Origin of the sequence: Caulobacter sp. FWC2 (genome assembly GCF_002742625.1) — a bacterium.
Lineage (GTDB): Bacteria > Pseudomonadota > Alphaproteobacteria > Caulobacterales > Caulobacteraceae > Caulobacter.
Window position 1 is genome coordinate 1,616,457 of the sequence record NZ_PEBF01000001.1, and the last position, 20,763, is coordinate 1,637,219.

Annotated in this window: 15 protein-coding genes, 1 tRNA gene and 2 pseudogenes; 12 read left to right on the forward strand and 6 right to left on the reverse strand. The window is 66.8% G+C overall.

The annotated features are described in order from the left end of the window. Window positions 1–67 precede the first annotated feature (67 nt). Entirely contained in the window at window positions 68–583 is a 516-nt protein-coding gene (locus CSW62_RS07945; RefSeq protein ID WP_099576632.1) for a heme-binding protein, read from the reverse strand. Next, window positions 580–4,505 (reverse strand): annotated as a pseudogene (locus CSW62_RS07950) (LamG-like jellyroll fold domain-containing protein). Before CSW62_RS07950 ends, CSW62_RS07945 begins: the two are co-directional and overlap by 4 nt. A gap of 21 nt (window positions 4,506–4,526) precedes the next feature. Between CSW62_RS07950 and CSW62_RS07955 the strand changes: the two are divergent. The 3 genes from CSW62_RS07955 (at window position 4,527) to CSW62_RS07965 (ending at window position 7,525) form a co-directional block, all read left to right on the forward strand. Further along, a complete protein-coding gene (locus CSW62_RS07955) occupies window positions 4,527–6,521 on the forward strand; it encodes an acetyl/propionyl/methylcrotonyl-CoA carboxylase subunit alpha (RefSeq protein WP_099576635.1) in 1,995 nt (664 codons plus the stop codon). A 40-nt stretch (window positions 6,522–6,561) separates the two neighbouring features. Next, window positions 6,562–7,047 (forward strand): DUF805 domain-containing protein, encoded by a 486-nt coding sequence (locus CSW62_RS07960; RefSeq protein WP_099576637.1) that lies wholly within the window; start codon window positions 6,562–6,564, stop codon window positions 7,045–7,047. A 73-nt stretch (window positions 7,048–7,120) separates the two neighbouring features. Next, window positions 7,121–7,525, forward strand: a complete 405-nt coding sequence (locus CSW62_RS07965) for a DUF805 domain-containing protein (RefSeq protein WP_099576639.1) — start codon at window positions 7,121–7,123, stop codon at window positions 7,523–7,525. A gap of 632 nt (window positions 7,526–8,157) precedes the next feature. Here CSW62_RS07965 and lipB read toward each other — a convergent pair. Then, entirely contained in the window at window positions 8,158–8,883 is a 726-nt protein-coding gene (gene lipB, locus CSW62_RS07980; protein ID WP_099576640.1) for a lipoyl(octanoyl) transferase LipB, read from the reverse strand. Between the two features lie 12 nt (window positions 8,884–8,895). Between lipB and CSW62_RS07985 the strand changes: the two genes are divergently transcribed. The 5 genes from CSW62_RS07985 (at window position 8,896) to CSW62_RS08005 (ending at window position 13,623) form a co-directional block, all read left to right on the forward strand. Next, entirely contained in the window at window positions 8,896–9,207 is a 312-nt protein-coding gene (locus CSW62_RS07985; protein WP_099576642.1) for a FliM/FliN family flagellar motor switch protein, read from the forward strand. Between the two features lie 87 nt (window positions 9,208–9,294). Next, window positions 9,295–9,379, forward strand: a tRNA-Leu gene (locus CSW62_RS07990). Window positions 9,380–9,530: 151 nt separating this feature from the next. Further along, complete coding sequence (gene mgtE, locus CSW62_RS07995; RefSeq protein WP_099576644.1) at window positions 9,531–10,973, forward strand: magnesium transporter; 1,443 nt, start codon at window positions 9,531–9,533, stop codon at window positions 10,971–10,973. Between the two features lie 94 nt (window positions 10,974–11,067). Beyond that, entirely contained in the window at window positions 11,068–12,378 is a 1,311-nt protein-coding gene (spmX, locus tag CSW62_RS08000; protein WP_099576645.1) for a lysozyme-family localization factor SpmX, read from the forward strand. Between the two features lie 87 nt (window positions 12,379–12,465). Beyond that, window positions 12,466–13,623 carry an isovaleryl-CoA dehydrogenase gene (locus tag CSW62_RS08005; RefSeq protein WP_199170542.1) on the forward strand — a complete coding sequence of 386 codons (1,158 nt, stop codon included), beginning with the start codon at window positions 12,466–12,468 and terminating at the stop codon, window positions 13,621–13,623. A 143-nt stretch (window positions 13,624–13,766) separates the two neighbouring features. Here the strand turns inward: CSW62_RS08005 and CSW62_RS26840 are convergent. Continuing rightward, window positions 13,767–13,808 (reverse strand): annotated as a pseudogene (locus CSW62_RS26840) (hypothetical protein). A gap of 118 nt (window positions 13,809–13,926) precedes the next feature. Continuing rightward, window positions 13,927–14,076 carry a hypothetical protein gene (locus CSW62_RS26365; RefSeq protein ID WP_158235402.1) on the reverse strand — a complete coding sequence of 50 codons (150 nt, stop codon included), beginning with the start codon at window positions 14,074–14,076 and terminating at the stop codon, window positions 13,927–13,929. A gap of 144 nt (window positions 14,077–14,220) precedes the next feature. On the opposite strand from CSW62_RS26365, the gene CSW62_RS08010 reads away from it, so the two are divergent. Next, complete coding sequence (locus CSW62_RS08010) at window positions 14,221–14,994, forward strand: methyltransferase domain-containing protein (RefSeq protein WP_099576647.1); 774 nt, start codon at window positions 14,221–14,223, stop codon at window positions 14,992–14,994. Between the two features lie 3 nt (window positions 14,995–14,997). Here the strand turns inward: CSW62_RS08010 and CSW62_RS08015 are convergent, their stop codons facing one another. Continuing rightward, on the reverse strand, window positions 14,998–16,773 hold the full coding sequence (locus CSW62_RS08015) for a patatin-like phospholipase family protein (RefSeq protein ID WP_199170543.1): 1,776 nt from the start codon (window positions 16,771–16,773) through the stop codon (window positions 14,998–15,000). Window positions 16,774–16,942: 169 nt separating this feature from the next. On the opposite strand from CSW62_RS08015, the gene CSW62_RS08020 reads away from it, so the two are divergent. From CSW62_RS08020 to CSW62_RS08030, 3 genes are read left to right on the forward strand one after another with little or no spacing between them, the layout of a single operon-like run. Continuing rightward, the gene (locus CSW62_RS08020; protein ID WP_099576650.1) at window positions 16,943–18,535 is read left to right on the forward strand and encodes a carboxyl transferase domain-containing protein; all 1,593 of its coding nucleotides are present in this window, start codon (window positions 16,943–16,945) and stop codon (window positions 18,533–18,535) included. 23 nt (window positions 18,536–18,558) lie between these two features. Continuing rightward, entirely contained in the window at window positions 18,559–19,398 is an 840-nt protein-coding gene (locus CSW62_RS08025) for an enoyl-CoA hydratase-related protein (protein ID WP_099576652.1), read from the forward strand. A 30-nt stretch (window positions 19,399–19,428) separates the two neighbouring features. Continuing rightward, window positions 19,429–20,757 (forward strand): DUF3667 domain-containing protein, encoded by a 1,329-nt coding sequence (locus CSW62_RS08030; protein WP_099576653.1) that lies wholly within the window; start codon window positions 19,429–19,431, stop codon window positions 20,755–20,757. The last annotated feature ends 6 nt before the right edge of the window (window positions 20,758–20,763 follow it).

The window sequence follows — 20,763 nt, forward strand, 5'->3', positions numbered from 1 at the left end:
ACTGAGCGACCGTTGTCCTCACCCTGAGCTTGTCGAAGGGCGAGGACAGGTGCGCGGGCGTTCGCCGCTACTTGATCGCCGCCACCCCCACGCGCGCCACCTGACCGTCCTGGACGGCCGTGCCGCCCGAGACGCCGATGGCGCCGACGATCTTGCCGTCGACCAGCAAGAGCTCGCCGCCCTCCAGCGCCATGGCGCCGGTGAAGATCGCGTTCAGCGTGCCGGCCTTCACCGCGTCCTGGAAATAGGACGAGGGGCGGCGGAAGTTGGCGGCGGTGGCGGCCTTCTTGTGGGCGACTTCGCCCGAGCCGTATTGGGCGCCGTCCATCTTCTCGGTCAGAACCGGCTGGCCGTTCGACTCCAGCACGGTGAAGACCATCGTCCAGCCGTTCTTGCGGGCCTCGGCCTCGGCGGCGGCGACCACGGTCTTGGCCTCGGCCAGGGTGATCACGCGGCTGGAATAGGCCGGGGTCGGCGCGGGGGCCGGAGCGGCCGACGCCGTCTGGGCCAAGGCGGGCGCGCCGGCCAGCAGCAGGCCCCCTTGTAAGGTAAGGCTGGCGGCGATCAGGGCGATGGTCTTCATGGCAGCACGACCTCGTCGTTCAGAGCGGTGTTCTGGGGTTGAGCGGTGACGATGCGGACCCGCAGGCCCTGGACCTTCACCCCGGCCGGGATCTTCAGCTTCACCGAAGCGGTCTTGGGCAGCAGGTCCAGCGGCGCCTTCAGGGCCGGCGTCGCGGCGCTGGCCAGCACCTTGCCGGCCGCATCGACCAGCTCCAGCCTGGCCGGCGCGGCGTCCTGGGCGCCCAGGCTGTGGACCTTGGCGGTGATGGACGCGCCCTTCACGGTCACGTCGCCGCGACCGACGCCAAGGTCGGCGCGCTTGGCCGGATCGTCGCCGGCCTTGATCAGCTTCATGTCGATGACAGTGGTCTGGCGCGGCGATAGGGCGATCTTGGTCCCCAGGCTGCGTTCGAATTCGATCGAGGCCGTTTCGGGCGTGCCGTCGATCTGGTCGTCGCCGTTGGCGTCGAAGCCCTGGCTCACGCGCCAGAGGCCCGGCGCGACGTTCCAGCCGGTCATGGTCGCCGTCACCGGCTTGTCGGTGGTGTTGTAGGCGATGACCTTGAAGCCGGTCTTGGTCGCGTCCTTGACCAGCACCGCCACGTCCGTGCCGTCGACGCCGTCGAAGCGCCACGAGACGGTGTGGCCTGGGGTCATCTGGGTGCGCTTGTTGGCGATGCCGCCCAGGCGCGAGCGCTGCAGGATGTCGGACGGCAGCTCCACACGGTCCGACCACCAGTGGCCTTCCGTGTGCATGTACATGTGCTGGGCGTTCCACTGGATCTCGTCGGCATAGAGGCCTTCGAGGTAGGTCTTGTCGCCGGTCAGGTTCCAGGCGTTGTAGCGCTCCAGCGCGCCGCCCTTCTTCGTGGCGGCGATGATCTGGTCCTTGTTGGCGTCGGCCAGACCCATCTCGGTCACGGCGTTCTCGTTGATGCTGGAGAGCGACTTGAGGCCGTTCTTGCTGATCCGCCAGGTGATCGGGGCCAGGTACTTCCTGTCGCCGGTCAGGCGATAAGCCTGCCAGAACACCTGGAACGGACCGTCGGCGCCCGAGCCTTGCAGCACCGTGCCGCCGCGCTCGGCGTCGCTGCGCCAGTTGATCTCGTTCGGATACGAGCCGTCCTTGCCGACGTGGGCCAGGTAGCCGTCGGCCAGGCCGATGATCGTGGCCTTCGCGGTCGGATCGCCGTTGAAGTCGCTGATCAGGATCGAGGGATGGGTGACGCCGAACGAATAGGGCTTCTGCCACTCCCACGGGCCTTCGCGGTACGCGATCTTGCCGCTGTACCAGTTGGTGTTGAAGTGGACGTGGCCGGCCGGGTTCTTGTCCACGACGCGGGGCAGGGCCTTCACCGTGGTGAACAGCCGCTCGACCGCCAGCGGGTCGCCGTAATTGACGTACATCGCCTCCGAGTTGGAGTTGATGCCTTCCTCGTAGGCGTGCAGCTCGTCGGTGACGATGGTCGAGAGGCCATCGGTGAACATGCCGTTCTTGTAGACCGCGTCGGTCAGGCGATTCAGCGAGTGGGTGATCTTGTCCGGCTGCACGCCCATCAGGGCCAGGCCCGGCCACTGCTGCAGGAGGTCGGTGTCGTCCGACAGGCCGCCGCCGAAGTCGCCGAAGTCGGCCTGGCGCTCGTCGATCCACCAGTTGACGAACTTGGAGACCAGCTTGAGGTCTTCCAGCTGGCGGAAGGCCCACAGCGGCGTCGCGTCGGTGGGCTTGGGCTGCTCGAAGGCCGGCCAGCCCTGGCTGCCATAGGTGATGTCGCCCCAGTACTCGCGGCCGATCTGGTTGTCGGGATCGACCTTCAGCAGGTCCGAGATGTCGGCATAGAGGCGGCGATACAGGCCCTGGCGCTTGGAGGTGGTGTGCTCCTCGACCAGGAACGCCCAGTTGTCCTTCACCTGGTTCAGACGGTCCTGGATGTGCTCGACCTTGGCCTTGTCGCGGTCCTTCAGCACGAGGCGGATCTTGGCGCCGTCAAGCGCCTTGGGGCCAAAGTCGGTGCTGTCGGCGGCGATGGTCAGGTACAGGCTGTCTTGTGTCAGGATGCGGTCGCGCATGTCCAGCCAGACGGTGCGGGCCTCGCCGGACTTCACCGAGACGCTGACGTCGATCATGTTGCGGCCCCGCCAAATCGGGTCCTTGACCTGGATGTTCAGCGGGATCGTGGTCCCGGCCGCACCGGGCAGGGCGGGGATGTCGATGGCGATGCCGTCCAGGCCGTCGCGGGCGTTCTCCCAGCCATAGGCCCAGTTGCGGGCCAGGGCCTGGGCGGCCGGCGCGTCGCCGAAGCCCGACGGGATCAGCACGTGGACGATCGGCAGGCCCCCAATGGCCGGCGAGCCCGAGAGGTCGCCAGCGGGACGCTTGCGGCTGGGCGCGCCCTCGGGCAGGGCCACGACCGTGGCGCGCTCGCCGGTCGGGTGGCGGCCGGTGATGTAGGCGTTGAGGCTGGCCAGGTTCAGGTAGTCCGGCGCCACGTCGGCGCGGACCGTGTAGCTCATCTTGAACGCGTCCTTCGGCTCCGCGCCGGCGGTGACGTTATAGGCCCAGATCTCCTGGATCGGGGTCTCCTGGGCGACGTTGGTGAAGGTCAGGATGCCGCCGGTGATCGGTTTCGCCCAGGCGCCGACCGTGCGCTCCTGATCCTTGAGACGCGTGCCGATGACCGCGCCCTTTTCCCCGGCCTTGGCCGCCCACGACAAGTCGCCATAGGCGGGCCCTTGGATCTCGATCCGGTTCACCGGCTCGTCGGGCAAGGTCAGGGTCAGGGCCTTGCCGCCGTCGACATAGACGTTCCAGTCCGGGAGCTGGAAATAGTCGTCACGGCCGGGCAGGCGCGAGCGGTTATAGACGCCGGGCCAGGTGGTCTCGGCGATGCCGTCCACGCCCTTCCACATCCACTCCTTGATGTCCTTGGTGTCCTTGAACTCGACCTTGCGGATCGTGGTCTTCTCGTCGGTCAGGAGCGGCGGCAGGTCCGCGTTCCAGCCATAGCGCTGCTTCCAGGCGGCGTGGATGGCGGGATCGTCCAGCGTGGCCACCGGAGCGGCGGTGGTCGGCGCTTCGTTGCGCGACAAGGCCGCGATGGCGTCGGCGGCCAGCGGGCGATCGTAGACGCGCAGTTCGTCCAGGTCGCCGCCGCGCGTGAAGTTGTAGCGGCTCTGCACCTGGTGCGGCGCGATCACGCGGCCGGCGACGCCGAACTGGTCGAGACCGGCGTCATAGACCGCCTTGGTCTCCTTCTTCGCCGCCAGCTTGCCGTCGACGAACAGCTGCACGCCGGTCGTCTCGTCCCAGGTGAAGGCCAGGTGCGTCCAGGCGTCGGCGGCCGGCCTCTTGTCGACCTTGAACGAGACGCGGGTGCGCGAGAGGCCGTTGTCGGTGACGAAGGCGTCGAAGCCGTGGCCGTTCCAGTCGATGCGCAGGAACGCCATGTCCCAGCTGGAGTGGTCGGCATAGCCGACGCGGAAGATCACGAACGGCGCGACCCCGACCGGATAGCCCGAGCGCCAGAAGAAGGAGAGCGTACCGCGCTGGGCCTGGATGTTGCCGGGCGCGTTCCACGAGACGACGCCGTCGTCCTCGGCATGGAAGCCCTTGCCCGCCCTGCCGTCGGCGATGGGCGTGACCTTGTCGGCGAAGTTGGGGATCGGGTCGCCGGCGGCGACATCGGCGACCAGGCCCTTGTCGCCGGAGACCTTGAACAGCAACGCGGGCTCATTGGTTTGCGCCGCGACGGCCGCGTTGGCGAGGATCAGCGCGCAGGCCGAGCCCAGGAAAATCGCCTTCATCATGTCTCCTCCCGGTGGCGTTCCATCTCAGCTTCCGCACTAATGGAAACCGGTGTCATGCCTGAGCTCCGGTTTAGCGCCCTAAGGGCAAGCTTGCAAACCCGAGCGGGCCTGATAGGCCGTGCTGCAAAGCACAAAATCTTTGGGCGGAAGTTGCGATGTTTTCCAAGATCCTGATCGCCAACCGGGGTGAGATCGCCGTCCGCGTCATCAAGACGTGCCGCCGCCTCGGCATCAAGACCGTGGTCGTCTATTCGGACGCCGACGCCGGTTCGCTGGCCGTCGAGATGGCCGACGAGACGGTGCACATCGGCGCCTCGCCGGCCAATCAGAGCTACCTCGTCGCCGACAAGATCATCGCCGCCTGCAAGCAGACGGGCGCGCAGGCCGTGCACCCCGGCTTTGGCTTCCTGTCCGAGAACGCCGGCTTCGCCCAGCGCTGCGCCGACGAGGGCGTCGTCTTCATCGGTCCCAACCCCGGCGCCATCAGCGCCATGGGCGACAAGATCGAGAGCAAGAAGTTCGCCCAGGCCGCCGGCGTCTCCTGCGTGCCCGGCCATATCGGCGAGATCGACGACACCGCCCATGCGATGACCATCGCCGAGCAGATCGGCTACCCCGTGATGATCAAGGCCAGCGCCGGCGGCGGCGGCAAGGGCATCCGCGTGGCCTGGAACCGCAAGGACGTCGAGGAGGGCTTCCCAGCCGTCCGCGCCGAGGCCAAGGCCAGCTTCGGCGACGACCGGATCTTCATCGAGAAGTTCATCGAGAGCCCGCGCCACATCGAGATCCAGGTGCTGGGCGACAAGCACGGCAACGTCGTCCACCTGTTCGAGCGCGAGTGCTCGATCCAGCGTCGGAACCAGAAGGTCATTGAGGAAGCCCCGTCGCCGCTGCTGGACGAGGCCACCCGCGCCGCCATGGGCGCCCAGGCCGTTGCCCTGGCCAAGGCGGTGAACTACGACAGCGCCGGCACGGTCGAGTTCGTCGCCGGCCAGGACAAGAGCTTCTTCTTCCTGGAGATGAACACCCGTCTGCAGGTCGAGCACCCGGTCACCGAACTGATCACGGGCCTCGATCTGGTCGAGCAGATGATCCTCAGCGCGGCCGGCGAGAAGATGGCCTTCGAGCAGAAGGATCTCTCGATCAACGGCTGGGCCATCGAGAGCCGCATCTACGCCGAGGATCCCTACCGCAAGTTCCTGCCGTCGATCGGCCGCCTGGTCCGCTACGATCCTCCGGCCGAGGGCGAGAAGGGCGCGTACAAGGTCCGTAACGACGCCGGCGTCCGCGAGGGCGACGAGATCTCGATGTACTATGACCCGATGATCTCCAAGCTGTGCACCTGGGCCCCGACCCGCCTTGCGGCGATCGACGGCATGGGCCGGGCGCTGGAGGACTTCCACATCGAGGGCCTGGGCCAGAACATCCCGTTCCTGGCTGCGGTGATGGACCAGGAGCGCTTCCGGTCCGGCAAGATCTCGACCAACTACATCAAGGACGAGTTCGCCGACGGCTTCCACGGGACCGAACCGAACCCCGAGCAGATCGACATCCTGACCGCCGTCGGCGCGGCCATGCAGCGGGTCTACGCCGCCCGCGCCCGCTCCTACGCCTCGGGCCTGGCCGGTCCGCCGCGCGCCGACTGGATCGTGGCCGTCGGCCACGCCAAGCGCCGCGTGAAGGTCAGCGGGGATGGCGACGTCTGCGTCGAACTGCTCGACGAGGGCCGCACCCTGACCCTGACCGACATCGATTGGCGTCCCGGCAAGCCGGTATTCAAGGCCGCCCTGGACGGCAAGGTCTTCACGGTGCAGGTCGCGGCCGCCGCCGAGGGTTTCAACATCCGCCACCGCGCCGCCAAGGCCCGGGTGCTGGTGCTGACCCCGCGCAACGCCGAACTGCACGACAAGCTGCCCGAGAAGCAGGCCGCCGACACCTCCAAGCTGGTGCTCTCGCCGATGCCGGGCCTCGTGGTCTCGATGGACGTCATCACCGGCCAGCAGGTCCGCGAGGGCGAGGTGGTCTGCGTGCTCGAGGCGATGAAGATGCAGAACATCATCCGCGCCGAGCGGGATGGGGTGGTCAAGGCCGTCAACGCCAAGGGCGGCGATCCGGTCGCGGCGGACGAGGTGCTGGTGGAGTTCGCTTAAGGCGACTTGCGACCTCAGGTGGAGTTGATAGCTTCGTCTTATGGCGAAGAAGAATCAGTTCCTCATTGACGGCTTGTTCGGGTTCGACGGGCGCTTTCGGCGCTCGGAGTACTGGATCGCCAGCATTGGCCTGACGATCGTACGAATGGTGGTCCTGCTCGTGATCTGCGGCGTGCTGGGCAAGGGGCTGGTCGAGGCGTCGCGGATGCCGTTGGTGCGGCATGGCCTGGACCTGCTTTTCCTTTGGCCCGCCGCGGCGATCACGATCAAGCGCGGGCACGACCGCAACCGGTCGACCCTCTTCACCAGCGTCATGCTCGCCGTACTGTACGGTGCTGGTGGGGTGATCACGTTCCTGGGCCTGAGCGGAAATCAGCTGGCGGTTGGCGCGTTCAGCCTCCTTATGCTCCCGTTCATGCTCTACATGTTCATCGACTACGGGCTGATCGACGGGACCAACGGCGACAACCGCTATGGCCGCTCGCCCAAGGCGACCAGCACGAATACGACCCTGACCCTCGACTAGGGGCTCTTTCTCCCTCGCGACCTAGGCTCTAGATTGCCCTCGTCGGCGAGCGGCCGACTCGAAGAGAGTGGGCATGAGCGATCGTAGCGAATGGGCGGAGCTGTTCCTGTCGTCGAACGGCAGGCTGTCGCGGACGCCGTTCCTGATCGCGGCCGGCGTGCTGATCGGCGTGGCGGTGCTGTATGAGGCCATCGCCGGCTACACCCTGCACTGGCTGACTGGCTGGCTGGTCTATCCGGCCCTGCTGTTCTCGGGCGCCTGCGTGCTGTCCAAGCGCCTGCACGACCGCGGCCGTTCGGGCTGGTGGTCGCTGCTGGTGCTGGTGGCGGTGATCGCCGTCTGGCCGCAGCCCGAGCACTTCCTGGACTTCATGTTCTGCCTGGTGATCGTCTGGGCGATCGTCGAGCTGGGCGTCATGGGCGGCGAGCAGGGCTCCAACCGCTATGGGGCGAACCCGCTGAGGACGATTTCGATCTAGGGTCCTCTCGCCCGGGATCGCGCACCGGAAACTCTCTCTCAAAGAGAGAGGGTTTCAAAATGCGCCCTCGCGGGGATTGGGCGGCCTCTATCCTCGGAATTGGCGACATCGAATCCAGCGAAATCAACCGCTTCTCACTTTTTCGCGCCCCTGGATCATCGGCGTTCAACACCGCCGCATACTCAGAGCTGTCCCCGTCGCGGGGGAGGGCGTTTGGATCCGGCCCAAGACGGCGGCGGGGGTAGGTTGAGCGGGGCCGCTGGCGGTTCCCGGAGGTTCGAAAGTCGCCCCGTCTGTACTCTTTAGGCAGATCGGTTGGCGAACGGGCAGTCTTCGGGGTTCAAGCCATCAGCGGAGCGACAGGGCGGTGATCGTACAAGCCGCCTATCGTGGATCGTCGGGGTCGAGACGGATGTAGCCGATCGACTTGGTCCGCGCCCGTCCGGGGGCAAATGGGGTCCCGAGCTGAAATACGCTCACGCCCCCCATCCTCACGGGCAAGAACAGCCTGGCGGAGCGGTCTGCGAGCCGAAACACAAACAAACCCTACGGTCCCCGGGTTCGCCCGGCCGCTCCGTCGCCTCCCCAACACCTTCAGCGGCTTCGCCGCGTGAGGCTGAGAACATATGACTCTAGACCGGCGCGTTCGCCGCCTCGACCGGGCCGAACACCGTCTCGAAGCTGGCCTTCAGGGCCGCGTCGGCCTCGTCCAGGGTTACCGGCAGGCCCAGGTCCACCAGGCTGGTCACCCCGTGCTCGGTCTGGCCGCAGGGGATGATGCCGGAGAAATGGCCAAGGTCCGGCTCCACGTTCAGGCTGATGCCGTGGAAGCTGACCCACTTGCGCAGCTTGACGCCGATGGCGGCGATCTTGTCCTCGCGGCTCCAGCCCACGCCCTTGCGCTCGACCCAGACGCCGACGCGGCCGTCGCGCAGCTCGCCGGTGACGTTGAAGGCGGCCAGGGCGTCGATGATCCACGCCTCCAGCGCCGCGACGAAGGCGCGCACGTCGCGGCCGCGCCTGGTCAGGTCCAGCATGACATAGGCCACCCGCTGGCCGGGCCCATGATAGGTGAACTGGCCGCCGCGGCCGCTCTCGAACACCGGGAAGCGATCGGGCTGGATCAGGTCGCCCGGCTTGGCCGAAATTCCGGCCGTATAGAGCGGCGGATGCTCCAGCAGCCAGATCAGTTCGCCCGCCGTGCCGTCGGCGATCGCGGCGGCGCGGGCCTCCATGGCGGCAACGGCTGCCGGGTAGGGCACGTAGTCGGTCGAAACCGCCCACCCAACGCTTGCCGCGTCATCGCGTCCCATGGTCGGAAGCCCAGTATTTTCAGCGCTTAACGGGAGAGCAAGCATACGGCCCTAATCTTGCAATCGAGACGGTTGCGACCCGGTCGGTCGCGTGTGTCAGTTCAAGGGTCTTACTTCGTGAGCCAGGTCAACGCCGTCAATGTCGAGATCTCCGTTCTGCTGGGGCGCTCGATCCTGCCTATGCAGCAATTGCTGCGCATGGGTCGCGGCGCGGTTATCCCGCTGGACGCCAAGACCAATGACGAGGTCTGGATCCTGGCCAACAATCACCCGATCGCCCGGGGCGAAATCCAGATCAGCGACGACCGCATCGCCATCCAGGTGACCCGCGCGGCCGACGTCTACGACTACATGGCCGGCGGCGCTTAACGCGTCACAGGGGGTAAGTTCGCCAGACGCGAACTTCCGACTTCCCAAACCCGATTCAGTTTGCTACCTGCCGCCCCTCACCACGATGCGGTCGTGGCGGAATTGGTAGACGCGCAGCGTTGAGGTCGCTGTATCGCAAGATGTGGAAGTTCGAGTCTTCTCGACCGCACCAGTGTTGAACACAGACTAGAGCGCTCCCGGCGAAATCGGTTTCCGACTCGCTAGGGGCGCTCTAATCGTTTCTGGCCTTGGTTTCGCCCCAAGCGCGCTTCATCGGACCCAACCGCGACGAAACCAGCAGCTCTTGAGCTCAGGAGGCCCCCATGACCCGGGAAACCGCCGAACTGACTGACGAAATGCTGGGCGACATCCCGCTGGCCAAGTCCGAGACCCCCGAGGAGCTGGAAGATCTCGCCCTAGGCGACGACTACGCCCTCAATCCCGACTATGTCGAGATGGTGATCGACGCCGCCGACAGCGGCGACACCAAGCGCCTGCGGGAGCTGGTGGGCGCCCTGGACCCGGCCGACGTCGCCGACCTGATGGGCTTCCTGACGGCCGACTATCGCGAGCAGGTGATTCCGCTGCTCGATCCCGAAGCGCTGGGCGAGATCATCTCGGAGCTGGAAGACAATATCCGCGAGGAGGTCCTGGAGGCCACCCCGTCGGTGACCCTGGCCCGGGCGCTGGAGGAGCTGGACACCGACGACGCCGCCGACGTCATCGACGACCTGGACGACACCAAACGCTTCCAGGTGCTGGCCGCCATGGGCGAGACCGATCGCGCCGCCATCGAGACGACCCTGTCCTACGAGGACGAGACCGCTGGCCGCCTGATGCAGCGGGAGTTCCTGGCCGCGCCGGAGTTCTGGACCGTCGGCCAGACCATCGACCACGTCCGCGACTCGGGCGATCAGCTGCCTGAGCTGTTCTTCGACGTCTATGTGGTCGACCCGACCTACAAGCCCGTCGGCGCCATCCCGATCAGCATCCTGCTGCGCAGCCGCCGCGAGACGCCGCTGGCCGAGCTGATGGAGGCGGCGACCGAAATCGATGTCGGCATGGACCAGGAAGAGGTCGCCTACATCTTCGACAAGTACCACCTGATCAGCGCCCCGGTCATTGATCAGGGCGGGCGCCTGGTGGGCCAGATCACCGTCGACGACATCGTCGAGGTCATCCGCGACGAGGCCCAGGAGGACATCCTGGCCCTGGCCGGCGTGTCCGACGCCGGCCGTGACGCGACCGTGGTCGACATCGTCAGGTCGCGCCTGCCCTGGCTGCTGCTGAACTTGGTCACCGAGACCATCGCCGTCTCGGCGATCGCGATCTTCCAGGACCAGATCGCCAAGCTGGTGGCCCTGGCGGTGCTGATGCCGATCGTTTCGTCGCTGGGCGGCAACGCCGGCACCCAGACCCTGGCCGTGGCCGTGCGCGCCCTGGCCAGCAAGGAACTGACCGCCGCCAACGCCCGCCGCATCATCACGCGGGAGGTCCTGGTCGGCCTGATGAACGGGCTGAGCCTGGCCCTGGTCATGGGGCTGGCGACGTTCCTGTTCTACCACAACGCCCGCCTGGCCTTCACGGTCGGTGCGGCCCTGATCATCAACATCTTCACCGCCGCGTTGGGCGGCATCCTGGCGCCGTTGGCGCTGGAGAAGATGGGCCGGGATCCGGCGGTCTCGTCGTCGGTCTTCGTGACCTTCCTGACCGACTTCATGGGTTTCTTCGCCGTGCTGCTGATCGCGGCCCTGTTGCTGCCCTGAGGTAATGTTCGCTTAAGCCGGGAAACTGGCGCCGACCTTGCGCCGAGACAGGCGAACGCATCCGCGTCTGTCTCAAACTGGGTCAAACTCCGCGATGAAACCGCGCCATCAGGTCACCCGGACGGCCGTCGATCTCATCAAGAGATTCGAAGGCTATCGTCAGAAGGCCGCACAGCTCCCCGATGGGCGCTGGACGGTCGGCTATGGCCACACCCTGACCGCTCGCGAGGGCGCCTCCGTCTCCGAAAAGGACGCCGAGGCCCTGCTCATGTACGACCTGATCTCGGTCGCCCATTCGGTCAACGAACACACCTACGCGCCGCTGAACCAGAACCAGTTCGATGCGCTGGCCTGCTTCGCCTTCAATATCGGTCTCGACAACTTCCTCCGCTCGGGCGTGCTACGCCGGATCAACGAGGGCTCGTTGTTGCAAGCCGCGTGCGCCATGGAGATGTGGCGCAAGGCCGATTTCGAGGGCGAGCGGATCGTCATCGACGCCCTGGTCCGCCGCCGTTCGGCCGAAAAGACCCTGTTCCTGACGCCCGCCAACGGCGAATGGGTGCCCGCGCCCAGCCCCGTGCTGCGCCCGAAGGTCGACTACGACGCCAGCTGCGCCGTGCCGAAACAGACTCCCGTCGCCGTCAATGCCCGTACCGAGGGTGACCGCGTCGTCGCTCAGCGCGAGGAAGGCCTGCCGCTGACCGTGGTCGTCCCGGAAGAGGACGGTCCGACGGCCACCGAACAGTCGGCCGCCGCGGTCGCCGCGCGCCTGGAGGCCATTCTCCCGGATGCGCCGCGGGCCGCCATGACGACGACCACGACCGCGCCCCAGCCGGTGCGCCAGGACGATCTGGGCCTGCCGGAACCCCCGGCGCCGGCCCAGCCAGCGGTCACCGAGCCCGCCCCGGTCCTGTTCCAGGACGAAACGACCACGACGTCGGTCGAGCCGGCGACGGCGCCCGTCGAGTTCACGCCGTTCCGCCTGACGCCGCAGCCGGTCGAGGAGGTCGAAAGGCCGACGCCGGTCGAAAGCTTCGCGCCGGCCTCGCAGCCGGTGCAGAGCGAGCCGACCCTGTTTGGCGGTCCGGCCGCCAATTCGTCGGTGTTCAACCTCGGCGGCTTCTCGACCAGCGAAGAGGTCGACCTGCGCCCGATGGACGTCTCGATGGTTCCGGCCGAGGCTCCGCGCTTCGGCAACACCAGCCTTCTGGTCAGCCTGGGCATCCTGGGCCTGGCCCTGTTCGGCGGCGGCGTCCTGTGGATCCTGACCGTGGCCGCCGGCTCGGACACCGGCGTCAAGATGTTCGGCTACGGCGCCAGCATGATCGGCGCGATCTGTTTCGTGGTTTCGGCCTATCTTCTGCTCCGCCGCCTTGCCGGTCCCGATGCGAGCGACGAAGAATAGTTTTCTTTGCTTCCCTCGGGGAAACTGAGCAAGAACGCCCGCAGGTCGTAAAGACCGGCGGGCGTTTATGCTGTGGGAGGAGCTAACATGACCAATTTCGCACCCTCGATGGATTTCGCGCTGGGCGAGACGGCCGACGCGATCCGTGAGACCACCGCCCGCTTCGCTGCTGACAAGATCGCACCGCTGGCGGCCAGCATCGACGAGACCAACGAATTTCCGCGCGGCCTGTGGGTCCCGATGGGCGATCTGGGCTTGCACGGCATCACGGTCGAGGAGGAGTTCGGCGGCCTGGGTCTCGGCTATCTCGAGCACGTGATCGCCATGGAGGAGATCTCTCGCGCCTCGGCCTCGGTGGGCCTGTCGTATGGCGCCCACTCCAACCTCTGCGTCAACCAGATCCGCCGCTGGGCCACGCCCGACCAGAAGCAGCGCTACCTGCCCAAGCTGATCAGCGGCGAGCATGTCGGCTCGCTGGCCATGAGCGAGGCCGGTTCGGGCTCTGACGTCGTGTCGATGAAGCTGCGCGCCGAACAGCGCGGCGACCGCTACGTCCTGAACGGCACGAAGTTCTGGATCACCAACGCCCCGCACGCTGACACCCTGGTGGTCTACGCCAAGACGGGGGAGGGCAGCCGTGGCATCACGGCCTTCATCGTCGAAAAGGGCATGAAGGGCTTTAGCGTCTCCAAGAAGCTGGACAAGATGGGCATGCGCGGCAGCGACACCGCCGAGCTGGTGTTCGAGGATTGCGAGATCCCGGAAGAGAACATCATGGGCCCGGTCGGCGGTGGGGTCGGCGTGCTGATGAGCGGCCTGGACTACGAACGCGCCGTGCTCTCCGCCGGCCCGCTGGGCATCATGCAGGCCTGCCTCGACGTCGTCGTGCCCTATGTCCGCGACCGCAAGCAGTTCGGCCAGGCGATCGGTTCGTTCCAGCTGATGCAGGGCAAGATCGCCGACATGTATGTGGCCCTCAACTCGGCCCGGGCCTATGTCTACGCCGTGGCTCGCGCCTGCGACGCCGGCAAGACCACGCGCTTCGACGCCGCCGGCGCGATCCTGATGGCGTCCGAGAACGCGGTGAAGGTGTCGCTAGAGGCTATCCAGGCGCTGGGCGGCGCCGGCTACACTAAGGAGTGGCCCGTCGAGCGCCTCCTGCGCGACGCCAAGCTCTACGACATCGGCGCGGGCACTAACGAGATCCGCCGCTTCCTCATCGGCCGTGAGCTGATCGGGGCCTGATCCTCGCCTACAGGCCTCAGGCATGAAAAAAGGGCCGCCCCGATTGCTCGGGACGGCCCTCCATCGTCGTGGCCGCTTTCGCAGCGCGTGACTTGGAAACCTTGGGCGCTCAACGCCTAGGCGGAGACCTCATTCGTAAGGCTTCAGGTCACGACTTGCGACCGCGGTTGGAGACAATGAGACACTGGTCACCTCCTTTCAGTTGGTTGAACAACACAACTCGAATATGGACCCGATTTCACGGATGAAAAGGGGTAACCGACCGCGACGAGGCGTCGCGCTGCTTGTGCCTAAGGGGCGTGCTCAGATCGTCAGAAGCTTGAAGCCCACCAGGATGGCCGCCCATAGCGCGAAGGCCGCGCCGATGGCCAGGGGGCGATTGAGGTTGATACGACGAGCACCAGTCACCCGGGCCGGATGGCCGTTCGGGGTGAGGTTTATGGGCGTAAGCATGCCGTGTGAATCCTTCCCTTTAATCCCTCTGTCGGGGATCTGACTCGGACCGTATGGTAAATCCTCGCCTTTGAGAAGAATTCTTCACAAAAGCCTTGATTGCACGCCCGCAGATTGTCGCAGGGGCGACATATTGGAGCGCCGATGGCCAGCTGGGATCCGGACGTCTACGCACTCTATCGCCGCTATCGCGAGCGGGCGGCGCTGGATCTGCTGACGGCTATTCCCCGCGACCTGGAGCCGCGCGAGATATGGGACCTGGGCTGCGGCCTTGGCGAGCAGGCTGCCCTGTTGGCCGCGCGGCATCGGGCGGCGCGGGTGCGGGGCATGGACTCCAGCCCGGAGATGCTGGCGCGGGCCAAGGCTCTGCCGGCGCCGGTCGAGTGGGTGCTGGGCGATATCGCCAGCTTCGCGCCGGACGTTCCGGCCGACCTGATCTTCAGCAACGCCGCCCTGCAGTGGGTGGATGACCACGCGACCTTGATCCCTCGCTTGGCCGCGACCCTGGCGACCGGCGGCATGCTGGCCGTGCAGCTGCCGGTGGCCGACGGGCTAGCCTGGCGCGGTACGTTGACCGAGATCGCCGCCGACGGGCCGTGGGCGGCGCGGCTGACCGGCGTCGAGGGCGTGCGTCCCGCCAATGCGCCCGAGGACTACTACGCCTGGCTGGAGCCGACCTGTCCCGAGGTCGACATCTGGACCACGACCTATCTGCACGCCCTGCATGGCCAGGACCCGATCGTCGACTGGACGATGGGCACGACCTTGCGCCCCTATCTGGACGCGCTGGCGGATGATGAGAAGAAGCCCTTCCTCGACGCCTGGCGAGCCCGGCTGGCGCTGGACTATCCGCGGCGCGAGGACGGCGCGACGCTGTTTCCGTTCAAGCGTCTGTTCATCGTCGCCCGAAAGGCGTGAGCCCTAGCGTCCTGGGTGCAGTGTGGCGTCGGCGCGTTTCTCGGCCAGGCTGGGCCTGCGGCGCAGTTCATCGACGGGCTTGTGCAGGGCGTCCAGCGCCTGGCTGGCGGCCATGTAGCCGGCCTTTACGGCGGGCTCAAAGGCGCGCCAGTCGCGGATATCGACGCCCTCCAGCTTGGGCGTGATCAGCACGTCGGTGGCTTCGCGAGCGGCGGCGAGGTCGCGGCCGGTGGTGACCGTGGCGGCGCGCATCAGCAGGGCCACGATCGGCGGACCCTTGCGCCACTCGCCCGACACGATCCAGCTCCACAGCGAGGGGGGCACGACGATGTCGTCGGCGGTGATGCTGCGGCCTCGCGTGACGTCGACTCCGACGATCGGTCCCAGTTGGAACGATCGCATCACGTCAGCCGGGAAGTTCTTCATCACCGCCCCGTCGACCAGCACCTGGCCATTTTCGGTGGCCGGCGGCATCACGCCCGGCAGCGAGATCGACGCTCGCAGCGCCGCCTGGAGGTCGTCGGTGCGATGCAGCTGGTAGGCGCCCGAGGTCAGGTTCGACGACACGCAGAAGAACGGCAGCCAGAGGTCGCTGATGTCGACCGTGCCGAAATGCTCGTCCAGCCGCGCCCTGACCTTCTCGCCGCGGGTCATGGCGATCAGCGGGAAGGCGATGTCGTCCAGCGGGCTGGTGTCGACGAAGGCCTTGCGGATGCGGTGCTCCAGTTCGCCGTCGTCCCAGCCCATGGCGATGCCGGCCGCCACGATCGCGCCCATCGAGGCGCCGCCGACGAAGTCGATCGGTACGCCGCGCTCGCGCATGGCCTGGATCGCGCCAATATGGGCATAGGCCCGGGCGCCGCCGCCGGAAAGCACTAGGCCTACCGATTGTCCGGTCAGCACCCGCGCCAGGCGCTCCATATCGGCCACGCCGTTCTCGCGCAGGTGGAACAGCCGTGCGGCCTGAGTCGCGGCCATCCAGGCCGCCGAGCCGCTGGGCCGCGCCAGGCTGGCCGACTGCAGCAGGATCAAGTCGACCAGCCGTTGGGCCTGCAGCGGACCCGAGGCGTAGGAGGGGATTTCGGCCGGCGGCGTACGGTCGCCGCGTCCGATCCGGAACAGCCGGTCCACCTGGCGGCCGACCACGTGCTTCCAGGCGGTCTCGTCGGCCTCGGCGACATAGAGAACGAAGTCGTGCTCGCGCTCGACATTGCTGAACCATTCGGTCGGAGCCAGCAGCGACTCGCAGCCCTCGACGGTGACCGAATAGCTCAGGGCCTCAATGCAACGGGCCAGGCGCTCGACGACCGGACGGATCGCCGCGCCGGACTCGACCGCGATGAAGCCGAACACGGAGGGGTCGCCGATCGCCGCGTGGGTCTGAGCCTGGCGGGTGCGGCGGATCATCAGCCGCGACAGCTCCAGCATCACGTGCGGGTCTTCCTCGGCGGCCTCGAAGAAGTCATCGCGGGGCAGGGACAGGACCTCGCTGTCGCGCAAGGCGACCATGTAGGCCGAGTGCGCGCTGCCGCCGACCAGGGCCATCTCGCCGGCGGGTTCACCGGGGCGGATCACGCCTAGGAACTGCTGCTCCTGGCCCTCATCGTGGCGGAAGGCGCCCAGACGCCCGGTCTTCAGGAAATAGAGCTGGTCGGCGTCCTCGCCGGGCCGGAAGAGGGTCGCTCCGCCGGGTAGCGAAAACCACGCGGCTGTCCCGCTCCGCCGTTCTCGGGCGAACAGGCGAGCCAAAGCCGAGTCGTCGGGTAGGGGCGTTTCCACGGCGCGGACGCTAGCGGTTTCAGGCAGGCTTGACCACGGGGGAGCGATCAGGCGCAACTGTTGATCCCGAAGCTGAAATGTCCGAGAACGGATTTGGCCCAGAATCTTCTCTTCAGGGTCCAAAAAACTACGACTTCCGGGATGGGGTGGAAGAGGCTAATCGTCGGTCATGCCGAAGTTGAACTCCGCTATCGACGCGTCCGGTGACGCTTTCGCCCGCAACGCGGCCCACAACCGCGCCTTGGCCGAGGAATTGCGGGTCAAGGTCGCCGAAGCGGCGTTGGGCGGTCCCGCGAGTTCGCGTGAGCGCCATGCCTCGCGCGGCAAGCTGTTGCCGAGGCAGCGCGTCGAGCGCCTGCTGGATCCCGGCTCGCCCTTCCTGGAGATCGGCCAACTGGCGGCCTGCGACCTCTATGGCGGCGAGGCGCCGGGCGCGGGGATCATCTGCGGCGTCGGCCGCGTGTCGGGCCGCGAGGTTATGATCGTCGCCAACGACGCCACGGTGAAGGGCGGCGCCTACTTCCCGATGACGGTGAAGAAGCACCTGCGGGCCCAGGAGATCGCCGCCCAGAACCGCCTGCCGTGCGTCTATCTGGTCGACAGCGGCGGCGCGAACCTGCCGCACCAGGCTGAGGTCTTCCCGGACCGCGACCACTTCGGCCGCATCTTCTTCAATCAGGCGCGGATGAGCGCCGTGGGCATCCCGCAGATCGCCTGCGTCATGGGCTCGTGCACCGCCGGCGGGGCCTATGTCCCGGCGATGAGCGACGAGACCGTCATCGTCCGCAACCAGGGCACCATCTTCCTGGCCGGTCCGCCGTTGGTGAAGGCCGCCACGGGCGAGGTGATCAGCGCCGAGGAACTGGGGGGCGCCGACACCCACGGCCGCCGCTCGGGCGTCGTCGACCACGTGGCCGAGAACGACGAGCACGCTCTGGAGATCGTCCGCTCGATCGTCGCCAACCTCAACACGACCAAGCCCGAACAACTGGTCATCACCGAGTCCGAGCCGCCGCTGTACGATCCGGAAGAGCTCTACGGCATCGTCCCGACCGACGTCCGGGCGCCCTACGACGTCCGCGAGGTCATCGCCCGCATCGTTGACGGCAGCCAGTTCGACGAGTTCAAGGCGCTTTACGGCACGACCCTGGTCTGCGGTTTCGCTCGCATCTGGGGCCAGCCGGTGGCGATCCTGGCCAACAACGGCGTGCTGTTCAGCGAGAGCGCCGTGAAGGGCGCGCACTTCATCGAGCTGGCCTGCAAGCGCAAGATCCCGCTGGTGTTCCTGCAGAACATCTCGGGCTTCATGGTCGGCGGCAAGTACGAGGCCGGCGGCATCGCCAAGGACGGCGCCAAGCTGGTCACGGCCGTCGCCTCGGCCGAGGTTCCCAAGTTCACCGTCCTGATCGGCGGCAGCTTCGGCGCGGGCAACTACGGCATGTGCGGCCGAGCCTATAGCCCCCGCTTCCTGTTCACTTGGCCCAACAGCCGCATCTCGGTGATGGGCGGCGAGCAGGCCGCCAGCGTGCTGGCCACGGTCCACCGCGACGCCGCCAAGTGGACGCCGGAGGAAGCCGAAGCCTTCAAGACGCCGATCCGCCAGCGCTACGAGGATGAAGGCAATCCGTATCACGCCACGGCGCGGCTCTGGGACGACGGCATCATTGATCCGGCGCAAACCCGTGACGTGCTGGGCCTCGCAATCTCGGCGTCGCTGAATGCGCCGATCCCGGAAACCACCTTCGGCGTTTTCCGGATGTAGCGCTTAGACAGGAACGAACCACCATGACCAACCCGATCGCCGATCCCATCGTTGAAGTGAACGACACCGAGACCATGACTCCGCTCGTCCACATCGACAGCACGCCCGACGGCGCGGTGACGGTCTGGATCAACCGGCCCGACAAGAAGAACGCCTTCGACGCCGAGACCATCTCGGGCCTGCGCCAGGCCTTCGAGACCCTGCACGGGGCCGAGGGCGTGCGGATCGTGTTCCTGCGCGGCGTCAGCGGCATGTTCAGCGCCGGCGCCGATCTGGACTGGATGGCCGCGTCCATCGAACAGGACGAGGACGACAACCGCGCCGACGCCCTTGAGCTGGCCCACATGCTCAAGGCGCTGCACGACATCCCGGCCCTGACCGTGGCTCTGGTCGAAGGCCCAGCCTTCGGCGGCGGCGCCGGTCTGGTGGCCGCCTGCGACCACGCCATCGCCCTGATGGACGCCAAGTTCTCGTTCTCCGAGGTCAAGCTGGGCCTGACCCCGGCGACCATCAGCCCGTACGTCATCCAAGCCCTGGGTCCGCGCATCACCAAGCTGCTGTTCGCGACCGGTCGGGTGTTCGACGCCGACGAGGCCTGGGGCTTTGGCCTGGTCGACGAAGTGTTCGAGGACGTCGCCAGCCTGGAAGTCGCCCGCGACGCCCTGATCGAGGAAATGGCACCCTGCGCTCCGGGCGCGATCGGCGACGCCAAGGCCCTGGTCAACGACTTCGCTGGCCAGAAAATCGACAAGGGCCTGATCGAAGAGAGCGCCAAGCGCATCGCTCGCCGCCGTGTGTCGGAAGAGGGCCAAGAAGGGGTGCGCGCCTTCCTCGCCCGTCGTAAACCCTCCTGGGCTGAGTAAGACTCAACTTCTGGGGCTTGAGGGGGCGTGATGACGGCGGCGGATCTGGAAGCAGGGGTAGCGGACTCGGCGGCGAGCTTTATTCGTCCGAAGAAGAAGCCGTTCACTCATCAGGGTGAACCCTGCAAGAATTGCGGCACGCCTCTGGAGGGCTGGTACTGCCATTCGTGCGGCCAGAACGCCGACACCCATCACCGGTCGATCCTGCACCTGATCTGGGAGGCCATCGAGGGGATGTTCCACCTCGACGGTCGCCTGGCCAACACCCTGCCGCTGCTGTTCTTCAAGCCGGGCAAGCTGGCCAAGGACTACATGGAAGGCCGGATCGTGCGCCACGTGCCGCCGTTCCGGACCTTCCTGGTGGCCCTGCTGCTGTTCATCTTCTCAGCCGAGCACGCCATCCATGGCTTCCGCCATCAGCAGGAGCTGAAGGAGGAGAAGGAAGCCGCCGAACTGGCCACGCCGGCGGGCCGCAAGGTCAAGGCCGACCTGATCCGCAAGGGGGCGACCGAGGATCGCGACGGACGCCTCATGAGCGCCGCAGCGCAGCGTGACGAAGACCTGAAGGAAGCGGGCGCCGACAAGGCCAAGATCGCCCAAGAATACGCCGACGACGTCAAGGAGGCGCAGGATCGTTACGCCAAGCTCGTCGCCGAGGCTGACGCGCTGGAGAAGAACCCCAACGCGGCCGCCGAGGCCCTGGCCAAGCTGCACAACCGTGGCTCGGAGGTCGCCGAACAGATCCGCGACATGGACTTCCAAAGCTCCGACAAGCTGGAGGCCAGCGCCAACAAGATCGCCGACGCCCAGATCGCTGGCCAGCACTTCAACGTCGTCGCGCCCGACGAGACAAAGCGGGCGGAGATCAAGGCCGCCGTCGCCGAACAGGGCCATGGCGCGAGCGGGAAGCGCGACTACGGCGCCGAGACGCTGGGCAGCTGGAAGAAAAACCTGGCCAAGGCCGTGGCCAATCCAGACTATTTCCTGCTGGTGATGTTCGGCTGGGCGCACCGCCTGGCGGTGCTGCTGCTGCCGATCACCGGCCTTTCCCTGGCGCTGGTCTACGTCAACAAGCGCCAGTACTTCATCTACGATCACCTGCTGGTCGCCACGAACCTGCTGTCGTTCTCGTTCCTGATCTACGCGATCCTGTTCGTGCTGCCCGGGGCGATGATGCCGTGGTTCCTCGGGATCGTGCAGCTGTGGGCGCCGATCAACCTCTTCCAGACCCTGCGCGGCGGCTACGGCTCCAGCATCATTGGCGCGCTGCTCAAGACGTTCATTGTCTGGATGATCAGCATGACCTCCTTCGGCCTCCTGGTCGGCGGCCTGATGGTCTTCACCCTTTCCCAGATGTAGGCCCTG